Origin of the sequence: Flavobacterium sp. JP2137 (assembly GCF_050562195.1) — a bacterium.
Classification (GTDB): domain Bacteria; phylum Bacteroidota; class Bacteroidia; order Flavobacteriales; family Flavobacteriaceae; genus Flavobacterium.
This window is the reverse complement of the sequence record NZ_CP191647.1, coordinates 889,708-904,985: the sequence shown is the minus strand read 5'-3', so window position 1 is coordinate 904,985 and position 15,278 is coordinate 889,708. Positions and strand designations below refer to the sequence as shown.

The following is a 15,278-nucleotide window of genomic DNA, read 5'->3' as shown; positions in this document are numbered from 1 at the left end:
GGTCGGCAGCTGATGCTGCCGACTTTAAAAAATTATAAATAATAGATACTTATGAAGAAATTATATCTAGCAGCATTAACCGCATTTTTCTTCCTTCCTGAAGTTCACGCGCAGCAAGCTCCTCATTATACCCAGTATATGTATAACATGAGTGTGGTCAATCCGGCGTATGCTGGATCACAAGAAGCGTTATCTATGGGATTGTTGTACCGCAAGCAATGGGTGGGACTGGATGGAGCTCCGCAAACGGCGACTTTATTTGGACACACTCGAGTAGGAAAAAAAGTAGGGCTAGGACTGTCAGTTATCTCCGATAAAATTGGACCGGTAAAAGAGAATAATATCTACGGAGATTTCTCCTACACCTTAGATTTAGGAGGGGAACACAAATTGGCTTTAGGATTAAAGGCTGGAGTAACCCTACACGATATCGGACTTTATTCTGAAATTGGAAACGGTTTTGTAACCGATGCCGATGATCCCGCTTTCAAAGAGGATTCGAAAAGCACCCTTTTTAATTTGGGAGCAGGTGCTTTCTATTATACCAAAGATTACTATGTAGGCTTGGGTGTGCCCAATATGCTTAAAGGGAATTATTTAGATTACGATGGAAAAAAATTCGGTAGTCAAGTTATGCACATGTTCTTAACAGGGGGGTATGTTTTCGAATTGAATAAGGATTTTAAATTGAAGCCGTTTTTTATGGTTAAATACGCAACGGACGCACCAGTTTCAGCAGATATATCAGTGAATGTTATGTATATCAACAAATTTGAATTGGGCGCTTCTTACCGTATAGACGATGCTATAGGCGGAATGGTGAATTATAGAATAACTCCGAACTTAAGAGTGGGATATGCCTATGATCACGTAATGTCGGATTTGAATGTTAAAGCAAAAGCTTCCCACGAATTTATTCTATTGTACGATATTTATTTTTCTAAAAAAGTATCCAGTTCACCGAGGTATTTTTAATCTTAAAAAATCAATATTTATAATATGAAAAGAATATACTTAAGTTTGTTTTTTGCTTGCACCGTGTTTTTAGGACATGCGCAAGATGAGAAAACAAAAATAGCCGATGAGTTTTTTAGCAAATACGAATTTGTCAATGCGGCAAAGGAGTATCAGAAATTGGTTCGCGGCGTTAAAACGGACAACTATATCAATTTGCAGCTGGCCGAGTCGTATTACAATATTTTTAATACGGTAGAAGCTGCGAAGTATTACGGAAAGGCCATCGCTGTCAATCCCGATCTCGATGCAGAAGTGTACTATAAATACGCACAGATGCTCAAAGCCAGTGGTCGCTATGATACGGCCAATGATGTGATGCGTAAATTTGCGACCTTAGCACCAACGGATCATCGAACCCTTGCTTTTCAAAAGGAACCCAATTATATTCCGAGATTGAGAAGTCAAGAAGACTTGTTTACCTTCGAAGATAGCGGGATTAACATGCCAACGGGTTCGGACTTTGGAGCGTTTCTAACTCAAAACGACACCCTGTATTTTACCTCTACGCGTACACCTAGTAAAAAGAAGTATGGATGGAATAACCAACCCTTTTTAGATTTGTATCAGGCGAAATACGACGCCGAACTTCAAAGTCTAAATCAGATTAAAGCGGTTTCGGAAGTCAATACCAAATACCACGACGGTCCGGCCACGGTTAGTGCCGATGGCCATACCATGTTTTTTGCTACTGAGAGTTTCCGCGAAGGAAATTTTATTAAGAATAAAGCCAAGTTGATTAAAGTCGGTAAGGTGAGTATCTTTAAAGCCACGAGAAAGGGAAAAAAATGGAGCAATTTTGAAGCGGTTCCCTTTAACGGTAAAGATTATTCTACCAGTAATCCCAGTTTGAGTAAAGACGGTAAAACCCTATACTTTGCATCGGATATGCCCGGCACTATGGGGGGAATGGATATCTGGAAAGTAGCCCTCAATGAAGACGGTACTTATGGAACACCTGAAAATTTAGGTGCTCGCGTAAATACCGAAGGTAGAGAGTCTTTCCCTTTTATCTCCGACGACAACAAACTGTATTTCTCTTCCGATTCCAGAAAGGGACTTGGTGGATTGGATGTTTATGTGTTGGATTTGGAAATCAAAGGAGCCGAAGTGAAGAACTTGGGCAATCCGATCAATACGCCTAAGGACGATTTTGCATTTACGTTTTATCCCGATAAAAACATCGGTTTCTTTTCGACCAACCGCGTGGGAAGAGACGATATTTACAAGGCAATTCCCGTGTGTAACGTAGAGATGTATGTGAGTGTTGTCAACGAAAAAACCGGCGAAATTATTCCAGGAGCACAAGTAAAGATCTTGGACGATAGAAAGAATATTATCGAAGTGAAATACGCCGATGCCAGAGGTATCGTGGAGTACGTAGTAGAATGCCGCCAAAACTTTGTTTTGCAAGTGAGCCAAAGCGGTTTTGAAGGAAAGATTATCGAGTTGCCACCACACAAAGGAGGAAGACAACAGGTAACCGCTTCGCTGCGTCCTATAGAAGTACTCGTTATCGAAGAGCAAATTTTATTGGGCTATGTATACTTTGAATTTGACAAGGCCAACATCACCCAACAAGGGTCGTTTGAGCTCAATAAGTTGGTTCAAGTGATGGAGCGCAATCCAAACATGAAAGTGCAAATTAAGGCGCATACCGATACCAGAGGTAGCGATGAATACAATATGAGATTGTCTGAAAGAAGAGCGCAAACCACTTTGCAGTATCTGATTTCCATGGGTATTTCTCCAAGCCGTTTGATTGCAAAAGGCTATGGCGAGAGCGAACCTAAAGTGCCTTGCGGTGATAATTGTACCGAAGAAGAGCACGCGGTAAATAGACGATCCGAATTTATTATTTTACAGAAATAGAGAATACTTTTTAAATTGTTTGTTAATGATCCCGGTACTTGTTAAGTACTGGGATTATTCGTTTTAAATCCGAATGCTATTATTGGCATAGTAGTTGGTATTACGTTAGTAACAAACATCAAAAACACGAAGACATGAAAATATATAGACCAATTTTAACGGGTATTGCGATATTGCTTTCTGCGGTTGGTTTTTCTCAAAGAGCCACCGTAACTGCGATGAATTACGATATCAGTGATAATCTAGATCTGCAGGCCGTAGCCTCTATTTTTGGAGATTCAAGAGACTTAGCCGATTTTGAAAGACGACTCAATGATCCCCAATCGCAGATTTCCAATTTGGATTTAAACAGAGATAACTATGTGGATTATTTAAGGGTAATCGAGGTGACAGAAGGACAAACGCATTTGATCGTTATTCAAGCGGTATTGGGACAAGATATGTTTCAGGACGTAGCGACTATCGAAGTGGAGAAAGACCGTAAAAACCGCGTACAAGTTCAAATTGTGGGTAATGAGTATCTCTATGGACGAAATTATATTTATGAACCGGTATACGTCTCTACACCGATACTGTTTGATGTGTTCTGGGGCGTATCCTATAGACCGTATTATTCCTCTTGGTATTGGAATTACTACCCGACCTATTACTCGCCTTGGCAACCGTATCCGATATACCGTTACAGAAACAATATCCACGTACATATCAACACCAGCAACCGCTATGTTTATTCGTCGAATCGAAGAAGTTCGCGTTCCGCGCGTATGTTAAACGATGTTAGGGGTAATTCCTACGAACGTGAAAATCCACAAAACGGATTTAGTCAACGCAATACCAATGTGTCTAACCGCTATACGCTCGATCAAAACAGAAGCAGTAGCCGTTCGTCACAGAGTCAGTACAACAACTCGAGCAACTCGAGTAGGGCTACAGGTACAAACAGCAGCGGACGTCAAGTAAATAGCGTTTCCAGAGATCAAATGGGCACTTCATCTTCGAGAGCAGCAACCAACAGCGGCCGTGAGGCAAATACAGGCTCTTCTAGAGCGGTTTCTACCGGTTCGCAGGCCAGAGCAGCGTCGACGTCAAACAGAGCCACTACAACGTCAAACAGAGTTTCGACAGAAAGTGCCAGAACGGCGCCAGTGCAAGCTAGTAGTAGAACGAGTTCCTCCACTAGCAATGCCAGAGCAACAAGCCAGCCGGCTCGTATAGAACGCGTGGCTACACCGTCAAGAGCGAGTTCAAATTTCGGCAGCAGCAATGCGTCGAGCAGAGCTTCTTCCTCCATGTCTAGCGGACGCTCATCGAGTTCTTCTAGTATGGGAGCCTCTTCTTCCATCAGCCGAAGCAGCAGCGGTGGCGGAAGTTCCAGCCGAAGCAGCAGTTCGAGATAATCCGTCAAATAGAAATAAAAAAAAACAGGCCTAAAGCCTGTTTTTTTGTTATCCGTAAATGTCGTTTAAGATTTTGGCGAGTCGCAAACCTCCTTTGAGCAGTTGCGCTTCTAAATCGCGTTGGTAATCAAAGTAATACTTATAGCTGAGTTTGGCGTCGGGTTGCGCCGAATCGTAAATGCGCTGTGCGGTGGAATAGGATTCGTATAACCAAGACACCAATTCGCCCTGTGTCAATTGGGCATTAAATTTTTTATCGTGTATGTTTAAAACCGTCGAGAATTCCGTGTAGCTGTATTGGGTAAAATCGACCAATTTCGAATCCCATAAGGTGTGCAGGTTGGTCTTTTTTCCAAACCATTCTACCCCGATTCTGTTGCCGCCCAAATCTTCTGCCCGACCTACGTGTAGCGGTTGATGGGCATCTCCAATCAGGTGGATCAAGAAATACAGGTTTTCCTGTTTCTTAGCCAATGGAAGGTTTTTGTCTTGCAGCTCCTCGATGAGTAGCAGCGTTTTTTTATATAAGTTGTCCGGGGTGGTTTCGTCCATTTCCTTGGCGAAATCTGTCGGGTTTAACGCAGGGCCTACATTGACATAATGCCAGGCATCGGCGTGTTTCCAAGTGGGATCCGATTTGATGAAGTCCGGCCAATTGGACCAATAGGCCAGGCGCTGGTCGCCGATGATTTTCTTTAAGTTTTTCTTGGCTTTGCGCGTGAGATTGCGCTCGGCGATTTCCGCTACTACACGGTGTCCAGTAGTGCCCCAGGCCCAAGCCGAAGACAGGTTCATCGCCAATAGGGCAAGAATTACAAACAGTATTTTTTTCATGCTAAAATTTTTTCCAAAGTTAGAGACTCGTCCGTACAGTCATCGGACTTGTGGTGTTAATAAAAAGCTAAGCTTTATTGAAAGAGGGCTTTGAGCTCGGTGGCTTCGGCGGGTTTTAATTTGCCGGCCAAAACCAGACTCAGCTGTTTTCTGCGCAAAGCCGCTTCAAAGCGCTGGGTTTCCAATTCGGTTTCGGGTACAATTTGAGGAATTTCTACAGGACGACCCGTTTCGTCTACAGCAACAAAGGTGAATATCGCTTCATTGGCCTTGTTTTTAATACCGGACTCCCGATCTTCAATCCAAACGTCGATAAAGACTTCCATAGAGGTGTTAAAAGCTCTGGAAATTCGCGCTTCAATAGTCACGACACTTCCCAGTGGAATCGCGCGATTAAAGGCGACGTGATTGACCGAAGCGGTAACGCAAACGCGTCTGGAGTGCCTGCGTGCTGTGATGCTCGCTGCACGGTCCATACGGGCCAACAACTCGCCTCCAAATAGATTGTTTAAGGGATTGGTTTCTCCTGGGAGCACTAAATCGGTTACTACAGTAGCGGAATCGGATACTAATTTGGGCTTCATTTTTTTTTACAAAGATAAAAACATTCTAACAAAAAAAATCCTGAATTTAGTTCAGGATTTTTTGATTTATTTTACGAGAAGCCACGCTTCTTTGTTGTGTTTCTTGTGAATTGCTCGCATCGCCTGCTGCGCTTCTGCGAGATTGGCATAACTGCCGTATAAAACCGGGTGAAGCCCGTATTTGTTTTTCTCTAAGAATGAGGAGTCAAATCCTTTTTTTGCGAGTTCTGCAGCGGCCTTGGCGGCGTTTTCCTCGCTTTTAAAGGCGCTAGCTACAATGTGGTAAGGCTTGATCACCACGGCTTCTTTGACCGTGAGTACTACTGGAGTCAAGGGCTTTTCTATAAAGAAAGTCGCCTGTTGAATTTGATGGTCTACCTTTTCCTGCACCGCCTTTTCCACCTCCAGGGTTTCCTGAGCGATAAAAGCGTCGTGTTCCTGTTTGTAAATCGTTCCACCGATACTACCTGCTACAACGAATACAGCGGCGTATTTTAGGAAATTATACTTGCGCACCCTTCTCGATGCCAGTGTGATAATAGGTTTTTGTTCCGATGGGGTTTCCAGAATTTCGGCTCTTCCGATCGCAGGTGCCGATACCGTGCTCAATCCAAAAGAGGAAGTCAGGTAATTGGTGCTCAACTGCGGTTCAAAAATCAACTGGGCCGTCGCATTCAACTGAAGGGATCCTATCGGTTTGATGTATACGGTTTGGTCGTGAGCCAATTGACGCTTCCACTGCGAAACACATTGGGAAATTACAATGACTGCTTTGGCATAGGAAATACCCTCTTCCAAGGCGATGTGATTGGCTAAAAGCCCGTCGTTATGGAGCAGTTGTGCGTTGAATGAAATTGATTTTTTTGGCGGAAAAAAAGTCTGACTGGCCTGATTAAAGCTAGCGGACTGGACTTCGGTTAAAAAAGCACCAAACCCTGGGACTATAACGCACTGATAGCGATATAATAAGGCCGAAATGTATTTTTCTATCATCATATCACAAAGTTAACGAATCAACACACAACGCAAAATTTTATCCACAAATGTTATTAACAAAACTCGAAATAATTGTAAACAACTTGTTCATAAGATGTTAGTTAGTCAAGGGGCGGTTTTTTTTATTTCGTTTTTTTAAAAAAGTTTTAGCCAATGTATTGATATGTATTATATTAGAAGATGTTTAATGGATTAGAGGTCTTTTATGGAAGAGGAAAAGTTGTTTTACACCTTGGCACTTCAAAGTGTGAAAGGAGTGGGAGACGTAACGGCCAAGCGGTTGCTGCAGCGATTTGGCGACGCGCAATCGGTTTTGACTGCATCGGTTTCTACACTGATGAAGGTAGAGGGCATGGGCGATAGGCTGTTGTCCAATCTAAAGAGTAGCACGGTCTTTAAAGAGGCGGAGCTGGCGCTGGCTCGGATTGTAAAACACCGCATTGCCGTGAGCTATTTCGAAGATCAGTCCTATCCACAACGCCTAAAGCACTGTGAAGACGGTCCGGTATTGTTGTTTTCGAATCAGGCTCAGGAATGGGACAATCCGCGTGTCATCAGCGTGGTAGGGACGCGAAATGCGAGTCGGCAAGGCGAGGCTTTTTGTGAACAACTCATCGATGAGTTGGCGGTGTATAACCCGGTTATCGTCAGTGGTTTTGCCTTTGGAATTGATATAGCGGCGCATCGCGCAGCATGGAAAAATCGCTTAAAAACCGTGGCGGTTTTGGGTCATGGTCTGTTGGAGATTTATCCCCGAGCGCATCGCAAATACCAAAGTATCATGGAGGCTAACGGCGGTTTTTTGACCGAGTTTAGGGCGGGAAGTTCCATGGACAAGGAGAATTTTATTCGCCGCAATCGCATCGTTGCCGGATTATCTGAAGCTACAATTATTGTGGAAAGTGCTCTTAAAGGGGGGTCGATGAGTACCGCGCGCTTTGCCAACGACTACAATCGGGAGGTCTTGGCCGTACCGGGTCGGGTAACGGATTACTACAGTCAGGGTTGCAATGAGCTGATCAAATGGCAGCAAGCACAACTCGTAACCGCAGCGACAGATGTCGTGAATATACTGCAGTGGAATCGACCGCTCAAGCCCAAACCGCCGCTGCAGCAGCAGCTCTTCGTCCACTTGAGCGATGCCGAACAAAAGATATACGACGCGCTGTTGAAGTCCGGCAAGCAAAGCTTGGATGTACTCGCAATCTCCTGCCAATTGCCCGTATATCAAGTGAGTTCCCTATTGCTGGGCATGGAACTCAAAGGGGTCGTACGGCCATTGCCGGGAAAGTTGTTTGAAGCGTTATAAAAAAAAACGGACTCGCAAGAGTCCGTTTCGGTATGGTGTTATCAAATGCGGTATCCCAATTTTTGGCGCACGCGGTTCAAGGTGTTTTGTGCTATTTTGCTGGCCTTTTCGGCACCAAGCTGCAACAAGGCGTCCACTTCATCCAAATGAGTGATGTAGTAGGCGTATTTTTCGCGCTCGGTTTTAAAACGCGCGCAAATCAATTCGAATAATTCTTGTTTGGCATGCCCATAACCGTAGTTTCCACCGAGGTATTTTTCGCGCAAAGCGGCGGTTTGCTCGGCAGTGGCTATCAATTTGTATAGCGCAAAAACATGACAGGTCTCCGGGTTTTTCGGATCTTCCAATGGGGTGCTGTCGGTTTGTATGGCCATGACTTGCTTGCGCAAGCCCTTGTCGTCTTGGAAGATGTTGATGTAGTTGTTGCGCGATTTGCTCATTTTCTCGCCGTCCGTTCCAGGAACAATCATCACTTCTTCGGCAATTCTAGCCTCGGGTAAAACAAAGGTTTCGCCCATTTGGTGATTGAAGCGCGCCGCGACATCTCTAGTGATTTCCAAGTGTTGCAACTGGTCTTTTCCAACCGGTACAAACTCGGCATCGTAGAGTAAAATATCTGCCGCCATCAACATCGGATAGGTGAATAAGCCGGCGTTGACATCGTCTAAATGCGAGGCTTTGTCCTTAAATGAATGCGCTAGAGTTAGGCGTTGAAAGGGAAAAAAGCAACTTAAATACCAAGAGAGCTCCGTGGTCTGTGGAACGTCGGACTGCCGGTAGAAGGTTACGTGTTGGATATCTAATCCACATGCCAGCCATGTTGCAGCGACACTATAGGTGTTTTCCTGCAAGATAGTCGCTTCTTTTATCTGTGTTGCCGAATGCAAATCGGCAATAAAAAGAAAGGAATTGTTTTCCCTTAGGTTGGCCATCTGTATCGCAGGGATGATAGCGCCTAAAAGATTTCCTAAGTGGGGAGTACCCGTACTCTGTACTCCAGTTAGAATTTTAGCCATTTTTGTTTTTTCTAATATTTCAAACAAAGATAGCGGATTTGCACAAGTTAAATTAATTTTGAGGCGCGCTTTTTTGCTGCGGTGATGCAATATTGATTTTTATGTTTTACTTTTGAAAGGGTTTAAAATTTTAGATATAGAGAATACATGAAGCTACTCAAGACGGTTTGCTGGATTTTGTGGAAAATTTGGTTTTACTTTTTAATGACAGTGGTTATAGTAGTGCTGTCGCCCTTGTTGATTTTGACCATTTCCAGCGATAAAACCTATCCGTACTTTTTTGTATTGGCGCGTTTTTGGGCAACGGTAGTCTTCTTTGGAATGGGCTTTCGCTACCGCGTGGAATGGCAACAAAAGCCCGAACCGGGCAAGAGTTATATGCTGATTGCCAACCATACCTCTATGATGGACATCATGTTGATGCTGATCTTGATCAAAGACAATCCCTTTGTTTTTATCGGTAAACAAGAGCTGGCCAAACTGCCCATTTTTGGATATTTTTACAAGAGAACCTGTATATTGGTCGATCGGGGAAATTCCAAAAGCAGAATGCTGGCGATTAAAAGTGCCGAAGATAAATTGAAATTGGGATTGAGTATTTGCATCTTTCCCGAAGGCGGGGTGTCTGACGATAAAAGCGTGGTGCTGGATGAGTTTAAAGACGGCGCTTTTCGATTGGCCATCGAGCATCAAATCGAAATTATTCCCATGACTTTCGGCTGTTTGCGGCATTACTTCCCCTTTGCTTTTTTGGCGGGTCATCCCGCGCGGGTTCCTATAGTAATACATCCTTTTATATCGACCAGCGGCAAAACGACTGCCGATAAAAAAGCACTTAAAGAACAAGCGAGAGCAGTGATGTTAGCACAAGTGCTGGTTTTTGAAGCCGATTACCAACGCAAATACAACGGCTAAGCTAAGGGTTGGGTATAAAATGCAAAAAGGGCTGCGCTTGGATAAACGCAACCCTTTAATAGGTGAAACAAAGAATGTTTATTCCTCTTTGTTTTTTATCAATTCCTTGATTTTGACTTCGAGTTCGTCCATCAATTCCGGATTGTCTTTAATAACACCTTTAACGGCATCGCGACCTTGTCCGAGTTTGGTGTCTCCGTAGCTAAACCAAGATCCACTCTTTTTAACGATTTCAAATTCAACGGCCAAGTCCAATACTTCGCCTACCTTAGAAATTCCTTCTCCATACATGATGTCGAATTCTGCCGTACGGAAAGGAGGTGCCACTTTGTTCTTAACCACCTTAACCTTAGTGCGGTTACCCATTACTTGGTCGCCTTCTTTAATTTGTGTTGATTTACGAATGTCTAAACGAACCGACGCATAAAACTTTAAGGCATTACCCCCAGTAGTGGTTTCCGGATTTCCGAACATCACCCCGATTTTTTCACGCAATTGGTTGATGAAAAATACCGTACAATTGGTTTTGCTAATGGTACCGGTAAGTTTTCTCAAGGCTTGAGACATCAAACGGGCGTGTAATCCCATTTTGGAATCGCCCATCTCTCCTTCAATTTCACTCTTAGGCGTCAAGGCAGCCACCGAGTCAATCACCACCAAGTCAATAGCACCCGAACGGATTAGGTTTTCAGCAATTTCCAAAGCCTGTTCCCCGTTGTCCGGTTGAGAAATGATCAAGTTGTCGATATCCACACCGAGTTTTTGAGCATAAAAACGATCAAAGGCGTGTTCGGCATCGATAAATGCTGCAATACCTCCTGTTTTTTGTGCTTCGGCTATGGCGTGTAAAGTTAGGGTGGTTTTACCCGAAGATTCCGGACCGTAAATCTCGATGATTCTACCGCGCGGATACCCGTTTACTCCAAGGGCTAAGTCCAGTCCCAAAGAACCCGATGAAATCGCTTCTACCTCTACTACAGCGCGGTCGCCCAGTTTCATAACCGTTCCCTTGCCGTAAGTTTTGTCTAATTTATCTAATGTAAGCTGTAAAGCTTTTAATTTGGCTTCTTTATCTGCACTCATCTTTCCTAAAATTTGAAATGTAAAAGTACAGCTTTTTTTTGAGTTTCAAAGTAGTTCATCGGGCTTTAGAATTTAAAATAACCCCTTACAAAGGGCCTGTAGTTCCCTCTAGGAGGTGTTTATAGCGCTGTTATAGCATAAAATGACAATTATCATTTTATGGGATTTTTTAAAAATGGTATCTTTGCCGCTTCATTCTTCCAATTAGAATGATCGACCTATCGTTTATATACCAACTTAAAAGTTAATAGCATGCAACTGTATAACACTTTAAGCGCAGAGGAAAGAGCCTTGCTCATCGAGCAAGCGGGGCAAAACCGTTTGACCCTGTCTTTTTATGCCTACGCAAAAATCCAAGACCCCCAACAATTTAGAGACGATTTATTCTTAGCCTGGAGCCCACTCAACGCCCTGGGTAGAATTTATGTGGCAAACGAGGGAATCAACGCCCAGATGTCGGTGCCTGCGGAAGATTTTGAAGCCCTGAGGCAAACCCTGGAGGCCTATGATTTTATGAAGGGAATTCGATTGAATGTCGCGGTAGAACACGACGATATGTCTTTCCTTAAGCTGACGGTAAAAGTGCGCCGTAAAATTGTGGCCGACGGCTTAAAAGACAGCAGTTTTGATGCGACCAATATCGGTATACATTTAAAAGCCAAGGCGTTTAACGACATGTTAAGCAATCCCAATACCGTGGTGATTGATATGAGAAATCACTACGAAAGTGAGATCGGACATTTCGAGGGAGCCATCACACCCGATGTAGACACCTTTAGAGAGTCTTTGCCGATTATCGAAGCACAGCTAGCCGAGCACAAGGCGGATAAAAATTTGCTGATGTACTGCACCGGCGGTATTCGCTGTGAAAAAGCCAGTGCCTTTTTTAAGCATAAGGGCTTCCAAAACGTCTACCAATTAGAAGGGGGAATTATAGAGTATACCCGTCAAATAAAGGAAGAGGGTTTACAGAGCAAATTTATCGGAAAGAACTTTGTGTTTGATCACCGTTTGGGTGAGCGCATTACCGACGATATTATTGCCCAATGTCACCAATGTGGCGCGCCTTGCGATACCCACGTCAATTGCGCCAACGAAGCCTGTCATTTGTTGTTTATACAATGCGACAGCTGCGCCGAGAAAATGCACCACTGCTGTTCGGACGAATGTGTGGCGGTTATTCAATTGCCCGAAGAAGAACAACGCGCCCTGCGCCGTGGTGTTCAAAAGGGAAATCTGATTTTCAAAAAGGGAAAATCGGCGGCTTTAAAGTTTAAAAATGAACGCAATGTCTTTGAGGAGATTGTTCCAGTCAAAGTCAGTGCAGTGACCAAAATAAGAAAAAAACGCATCGAGAAAAGAAAGCCCATAGGCAAGGTGGAACACTATTTTACCAAGGCCGGAGTCGGGCAATTCTCCATCGATAGCGACGGGATAAAAGTAGGAGATACCCTCGTTATAGTAGGACCTACGACGGGAGAGCAAAAAGTGATTTTAGAGCGAATGATGGTCAATGGACAAGCGGTTCAAGAATCTGCAATAGGAGATAAAATGACGATGAGTTTGGATTTTAGAGTTAGAAAATCCGATTTGTTGTTTAAACTAATAGAATAGATAAGCGATGGCGGTTACAACAAAGGTTGAGTTAATGGCACCTGCGGGTAATTTTGAATCCCTGCAGGCCGCTTTGGACAACGGAGCAGATTCGGTGTACTTTGGCGTGGATCAGTTGAATATGCGCGCGCGCGCAACGGTTAATTTTTCAGTCGATGATTTACCGGAAATCGCACGGCGCTGTGCGGCTAAAAACGTCCGTAGCTATCTGACGTTGAACACCATTATTTACGACCACGATTTGTCGGTAGTCAAGCAGTTGTTGAGCAAGGCAAAAGAGGCCAAGCTAACGGCGGTGATTGCCTCGGATCAGGCGGTAATCGCCTCGGCAAGAGCCATAGACCTGGAGGTACACATCTCTACCCAACTCAATGTAACCAATATTGAAACGGTGCGCTTTTACAGTCTTTTTGCCGATACCATAGTGCTCTCTCGCGAGCTGAGCTTGCGTCAGATCAAGAGCATTACCCTACAAATAGAAAAAGAACAAATCAAAGGACCTTCGGGCGCCTTGGTCGAAATTGAAATATTCGGACACGGCGCGCTGTGTATGGCGGTATCCGGCAAGTGCTATTTGAGCTTGCACGCGCACAACTCCTCGGCCAACCGCGGTGCTTGCAAGCAAAACTGCCGTAAAAAATATACCGTCATCGATCAGGAGTCGGGCTTCGAAATCGAAATCGACAACGAGTATATGATGTCGCCAAAAGACCTGTGCACCTTAGATTTTTTAGACCAAGTCATCGATTCGGGAATCAAAGTGCTAAAGATCGAAGGCCGCGGTCGCGCTCCGGAATATGTGGCTACGGTGGTTAAGGCCTATAGGGAAGCCATCGACGCGGTTGCCGATCAAAGCTTTGGCGAAGAAGGCGTAGCTCAGTGGATGGCCGCTTTGGAAACCGTGTATAACAGGGGCTTTTGGAGCGGTTACTACCTGGGACAGCAACTCGGAGAATGGAGTGATAATTCGGGCTCTCTAGCCACGCAAAAAAAGGTCTATGTGGGCAAGGCCATGCACTATTTTCAAAAGGCAGCTATTGGCGAATTTAAAATTGAAGCCTACGAAATTAAGCGCGGTGACCGCATATTGATTACCGGCCCGACTACAGGAGTAGAAGAGTTGGTAGTCGAGGAGTTGTACGTCGATAAACAGGCTGTTGAGAAGGCTGCTAAAGGCAATAATTGCACCCTAAAACTGCCTTTTAGAATTCGAATGTCGGATAAAATCTATAAAATTGTCGCCACCCCATGATTATCGTTACCTTGCAACGCGACAAGTGTATCGGCTGCAATTACTGCGTAGAGGTAGCGCCCAAGCTGTTTCAGATGTCTAAAAAGGACGGTAAAACCGTGCTGTTAAGGGCTTTGGACAGCAAGGGGTTTCACACCTTGAAGTCGCCGGATTACACGATTTTGGAAGCCTGCGAACAAGCGGAAAAAATCTGTCCCGTACACATTATTAAAGTAAAAAACATCTAGTGATGAAAAAGATATACCACTTAAAAAGCTGCGATAGCTGTCGTAAAATCTTAAAGCAGCTTCCAAATCTAGCGGAGTTTGAACTGCGCGACATCAAAGAGAATCCCATAACAGTTAGCGAATTGGAGGAGATGAAAGCCCTGTCGGGCAGCTACGAATCGCTTTTTAGCCGACGCGCAAAACTGTACAAAGAACGCGGGTTAAAAGACGTAAAATTAACCGAAGAAGACTATAAAAAGTTGATTTTAGATCATTATACCTTTTTGAGTAGACCGGTAGCCATCGTTGGAACGCGCATATTCATTGGGAATTCTCCAAAAACAATAACGGAATTAATTTCTTAAAAAAGGACGATAAAAACATTTTTTTAAGATGAGTTTTTTATAAATTTAACAAAACTTTAAAAACTCATTTTATGAAAAGCTATTTTGCAGAATTTTTTGGAACCTTTTGGTTGGTTTTTGGCGGTTGCGGTAGCGCGCTATTTGCTGCGGGTGTTCCCGGTGTTGGTATTGGTTATCTAGGCGTTGCTTTGGCCTTTGGTTTGACGGTATTAACCATGGCTTATGCTGTGGGACATATTTCAGGTGGACATTTTAATCCAGCGGTTTCGTTCGGTTTGTATGCCAGTGGTCGGTTTCCTGCAAATAAGCTAGCCCCTTATATCGTATCACAGGTTTTTGGTGGTATTGCAGCGGCGGCTGTACTGTATGTTATTTATACTGGAAATCCCGCCAATACTATTGATTCCACGACAGCCGGTGCCTTTGCAGCCAATGGATATGGCGTGCTTTCCCCTCAGGGTTATGGCGTTTGTGCTGCTTTTATCGCAGAGTTTGTATTGACGGCCTTTTTTTTAATCGTCATCTTAGGTGCCACCGATAAATATGCGAATGGCAGATTTGCCGGTATAGCCATAGGTTTGGCTTTGACCTTAATTCACTTGATATCCATTCCGATTACCAATACTTCTGTAAATCCAGCCCGTGCTACTTCTCAGGCTCTTTTTGTCGGTGGTGAATACATCGCGCAACTGTGGTTGTTTTGGGCGGCACCAATTGCCGGAGCCGTCGTTGGAGGTTTGATATATAAGTTTTTGCTCCAAAAGGAGTCCAACTAAGAAAAAAAAAATACGATAATAAACACCTCGATTCTTGACTTTCGA

15 protein-coding genes are annotated in these 15,278 nt (G+C 44.0%); 10 read left to right on the top strand and 5 right to left on the bottom strand.

Going from position 1 to position 15,278, the window contains the following annotated elements; translation table 11 throughout:
- Window positions 1-51 precede the first annotated feature (51 nt).
- The 3 genes from ACQZ43_RS03985 (at window position 52) to ACQZ43_RS03975 (ending at window position 4,283) form a co-directional block, all read left to right on the top strand.
- Window positions 52-975 (top strand): PorP/SprF family type IX secretion system membrane protein, encoded by a 924-nt coding sequence (locus ACQZ43_RS03985; protein ID WP_430614626.1) that lies wholly within the window; start codon window positions 52-54, stop codon window positions 973-975.
- Between the two features lie 24 nt (window positions 976-999).
- Window positions 1,000-2,886, top strand: coding sequence for an OmpA family protein (locus ACQZ43_RS03980; protein WP_430614624.1), 1,887 nt, complete (start codon window positions 1,000-1,002; stop codon window positions 2,884-2,886).
- A 134-nt stretch (window positions 2,887-3,020) separates the two neighbouring features.
- Complete coding sequence (locus tag ACQZ43_RS03975) at window positions 3,021-4,283, top strand: hypothetical protein (RefSeq protein WP_430614621.1); 1,263 nt, start codon at window positions 3,021-3,023, stop codon at window positions 4,281-4,283.
- 48 nt (window positions 4,284-4,331) lie between these two features.
- Here ACQZ43_RS03975 and ACQZ43_RS03970 read toward each other — a convergent pair whose 3' ends face one another.
- From ACQZ43_RS03970 to ACQZ43_RS03960, 3 genes are all read right to left on the bottom strand, one after another.
- Window positions 4,332-5,117, bottom strand: coding sequence for a S1/P1 nuclease (locus tag ACQZ43_RS03970; protein ID WP_430614619.1), 786 nt, complete (start codon window positions 5,115-5,117; stop codon window positions 4,332-4,334).
- 74 nt (window positions 5,118-5,191) lie between these two features.
- Window positions 5,192-5,701, bottom strand: a complete 510-nt coding sequence (locus tag ACQZ43_RS03965; RefSeq protein WP_430614616.1) for an acyl-CoA thioesterase — start codon at window positions 5,699-5,701, stop codon at window positions 5,192-5,194.
- 66 nt (window positions 5,702-5,767) lie between these two features.
- Complete coding sequence (locus ACQZ43_RS03960; protein WP_430614613.1) at window positions 5,768-6,697, bottom strand: SPOR domain-containing protein; 930 nt, start codon at window positions 6,695-6,697, stop codon at window positions 5,768-5,770.
- A 205-nt stretch (window positions 6,698-6,902) separates the two neighbouring features.
- Here ACQZ43_RS03960 and dprA point away from each other — a divergent pair, with 205 nt between their 5' ends.
- Window positions 6,903-8,006: a DNA-processing protein DprA gene (gene dprA, locus ACQZ43_RS03955; protein WP_430614611.1), complete on the top strand. Its 1,104-nt coding sequence runs from the start codon at window positions 6,903-6,905 to the stop codon at window positions 8,004-8,006.
- Window positions 8,007-8,047: 41 nt separating this feature from the next.
- On the opposite strand, the gene trpS is transcribed toward dprA, so the two are convergent.
- Window positions 8,048-9,022 (bottom strand): tryptophan--tRNA ligase, encoded by a 975-nt coding sequence (gene trpS / locus ACQZ43_RS03950; RefSeq protein WP_430614609.1) that lies wholly within the window; start codon window positions 9,020-9,022, stop codon window positions 8,048-8,050.
- A gap of 147 nt (window positions 9,023-9,169) precedes the next feature.
- On the opposite strand from trpS, the gene ACQZ43_RS03945 reads away from it, so the two are divergent.
- Window positions 9,170-9,937: a lysophospholipid acyltransferase family protein gene (locus tag ACQZ43_RS03945; RefSeq protein ID WP_430614607.1), complete on the top strand. Its 768-nt coding sequence runs from the start codon at window positions 9,170-9,172 to the stop codon at window positions 9,935-9,937.
- Window positions 9,938-10,015: 78 nt separating this feature from the next.
- On the opposite strand, the gene recA is transcribed toward ACQZ43_RS03945, so the two are convergent.
- Entirely contained in the window at window positions 10,016-11,020 is a 1,005-nt protein-coding gene (gene recA, locus ACQZ43_RS03940; RefSeq protein WP_430614605.1) for a recombinase RecA, read from the bottom strand.
- 252 nt (window positions 11,021-11,272) lie between these two features.
- Here recA and ACQZ43_RS03935 point away from each other — a divergent pair, with 252 nt between their 5' ends.
- From ACQZ43_RS03935 to aqpZ, 5 genes are all read left to right on the top strand, one after another.
- Window positions 11,273-12,634, top strand: coding sequence for a rhodanese-related sulfurtransferase (locus ACQZ43_RS03935; protein WP_430614604.1), 1,362 nt, complete (start codon window positions 11,273-11,275; stop codon window positions 12,632-12,634).
- A 7-nt stretch (window positions 12,635-12,641) separates the two neighbouring features.
- Entirely contained in the window at window positions 12,642-13,886 is a 1,245-nt protein-coding gene (locus ACQZ43_RS03930; protein ID WP_430614603.1) for a peptidase U32 family protein, read from the top strand.
- Entirely contained in the window at window positions 13,883-14,113 is a 231-nt protein-coding gene (locus ACQZ43_RS03925) for a ferredoxin (RefSeq protein ID WP_430614602.1), read from the top strand. Before ACQZ43_RS03930 ends, ACQZ43_RS03925 begins: the two co-directional genes overlap by 4 nt.
- 2 nt (window positions 14,114-14,115) lie before the next feature.
- Window positions 14,116-14,457 (top strand): arsenate reductase family protein, encoded by a 342-nt coding sequence (locus ACQZ43_RS03920; protein WP_430614601.1) that lies wholly within the window; start codon window positions 14,116-14,118, stop codon window positions 14,455-14,457.
- Between the two features lie 71 nt (window positions 14,458-14,528).
- Window positions 14,529-15,233 carry an aquaporin Z gene (gene aqpZ, locus ACQZ43_RS03915; protein ID WP_430614600.1) on the top strand — a complete coding sequence of 235 codons (705 nt, stop codon included), beginning with the start codon at window positions 14,529-14,531 and terminating at the stop codon, window positions 15,231-15,233.
- Window positions 15,234-15,278 lie beyond the last annotated feature (45 nt).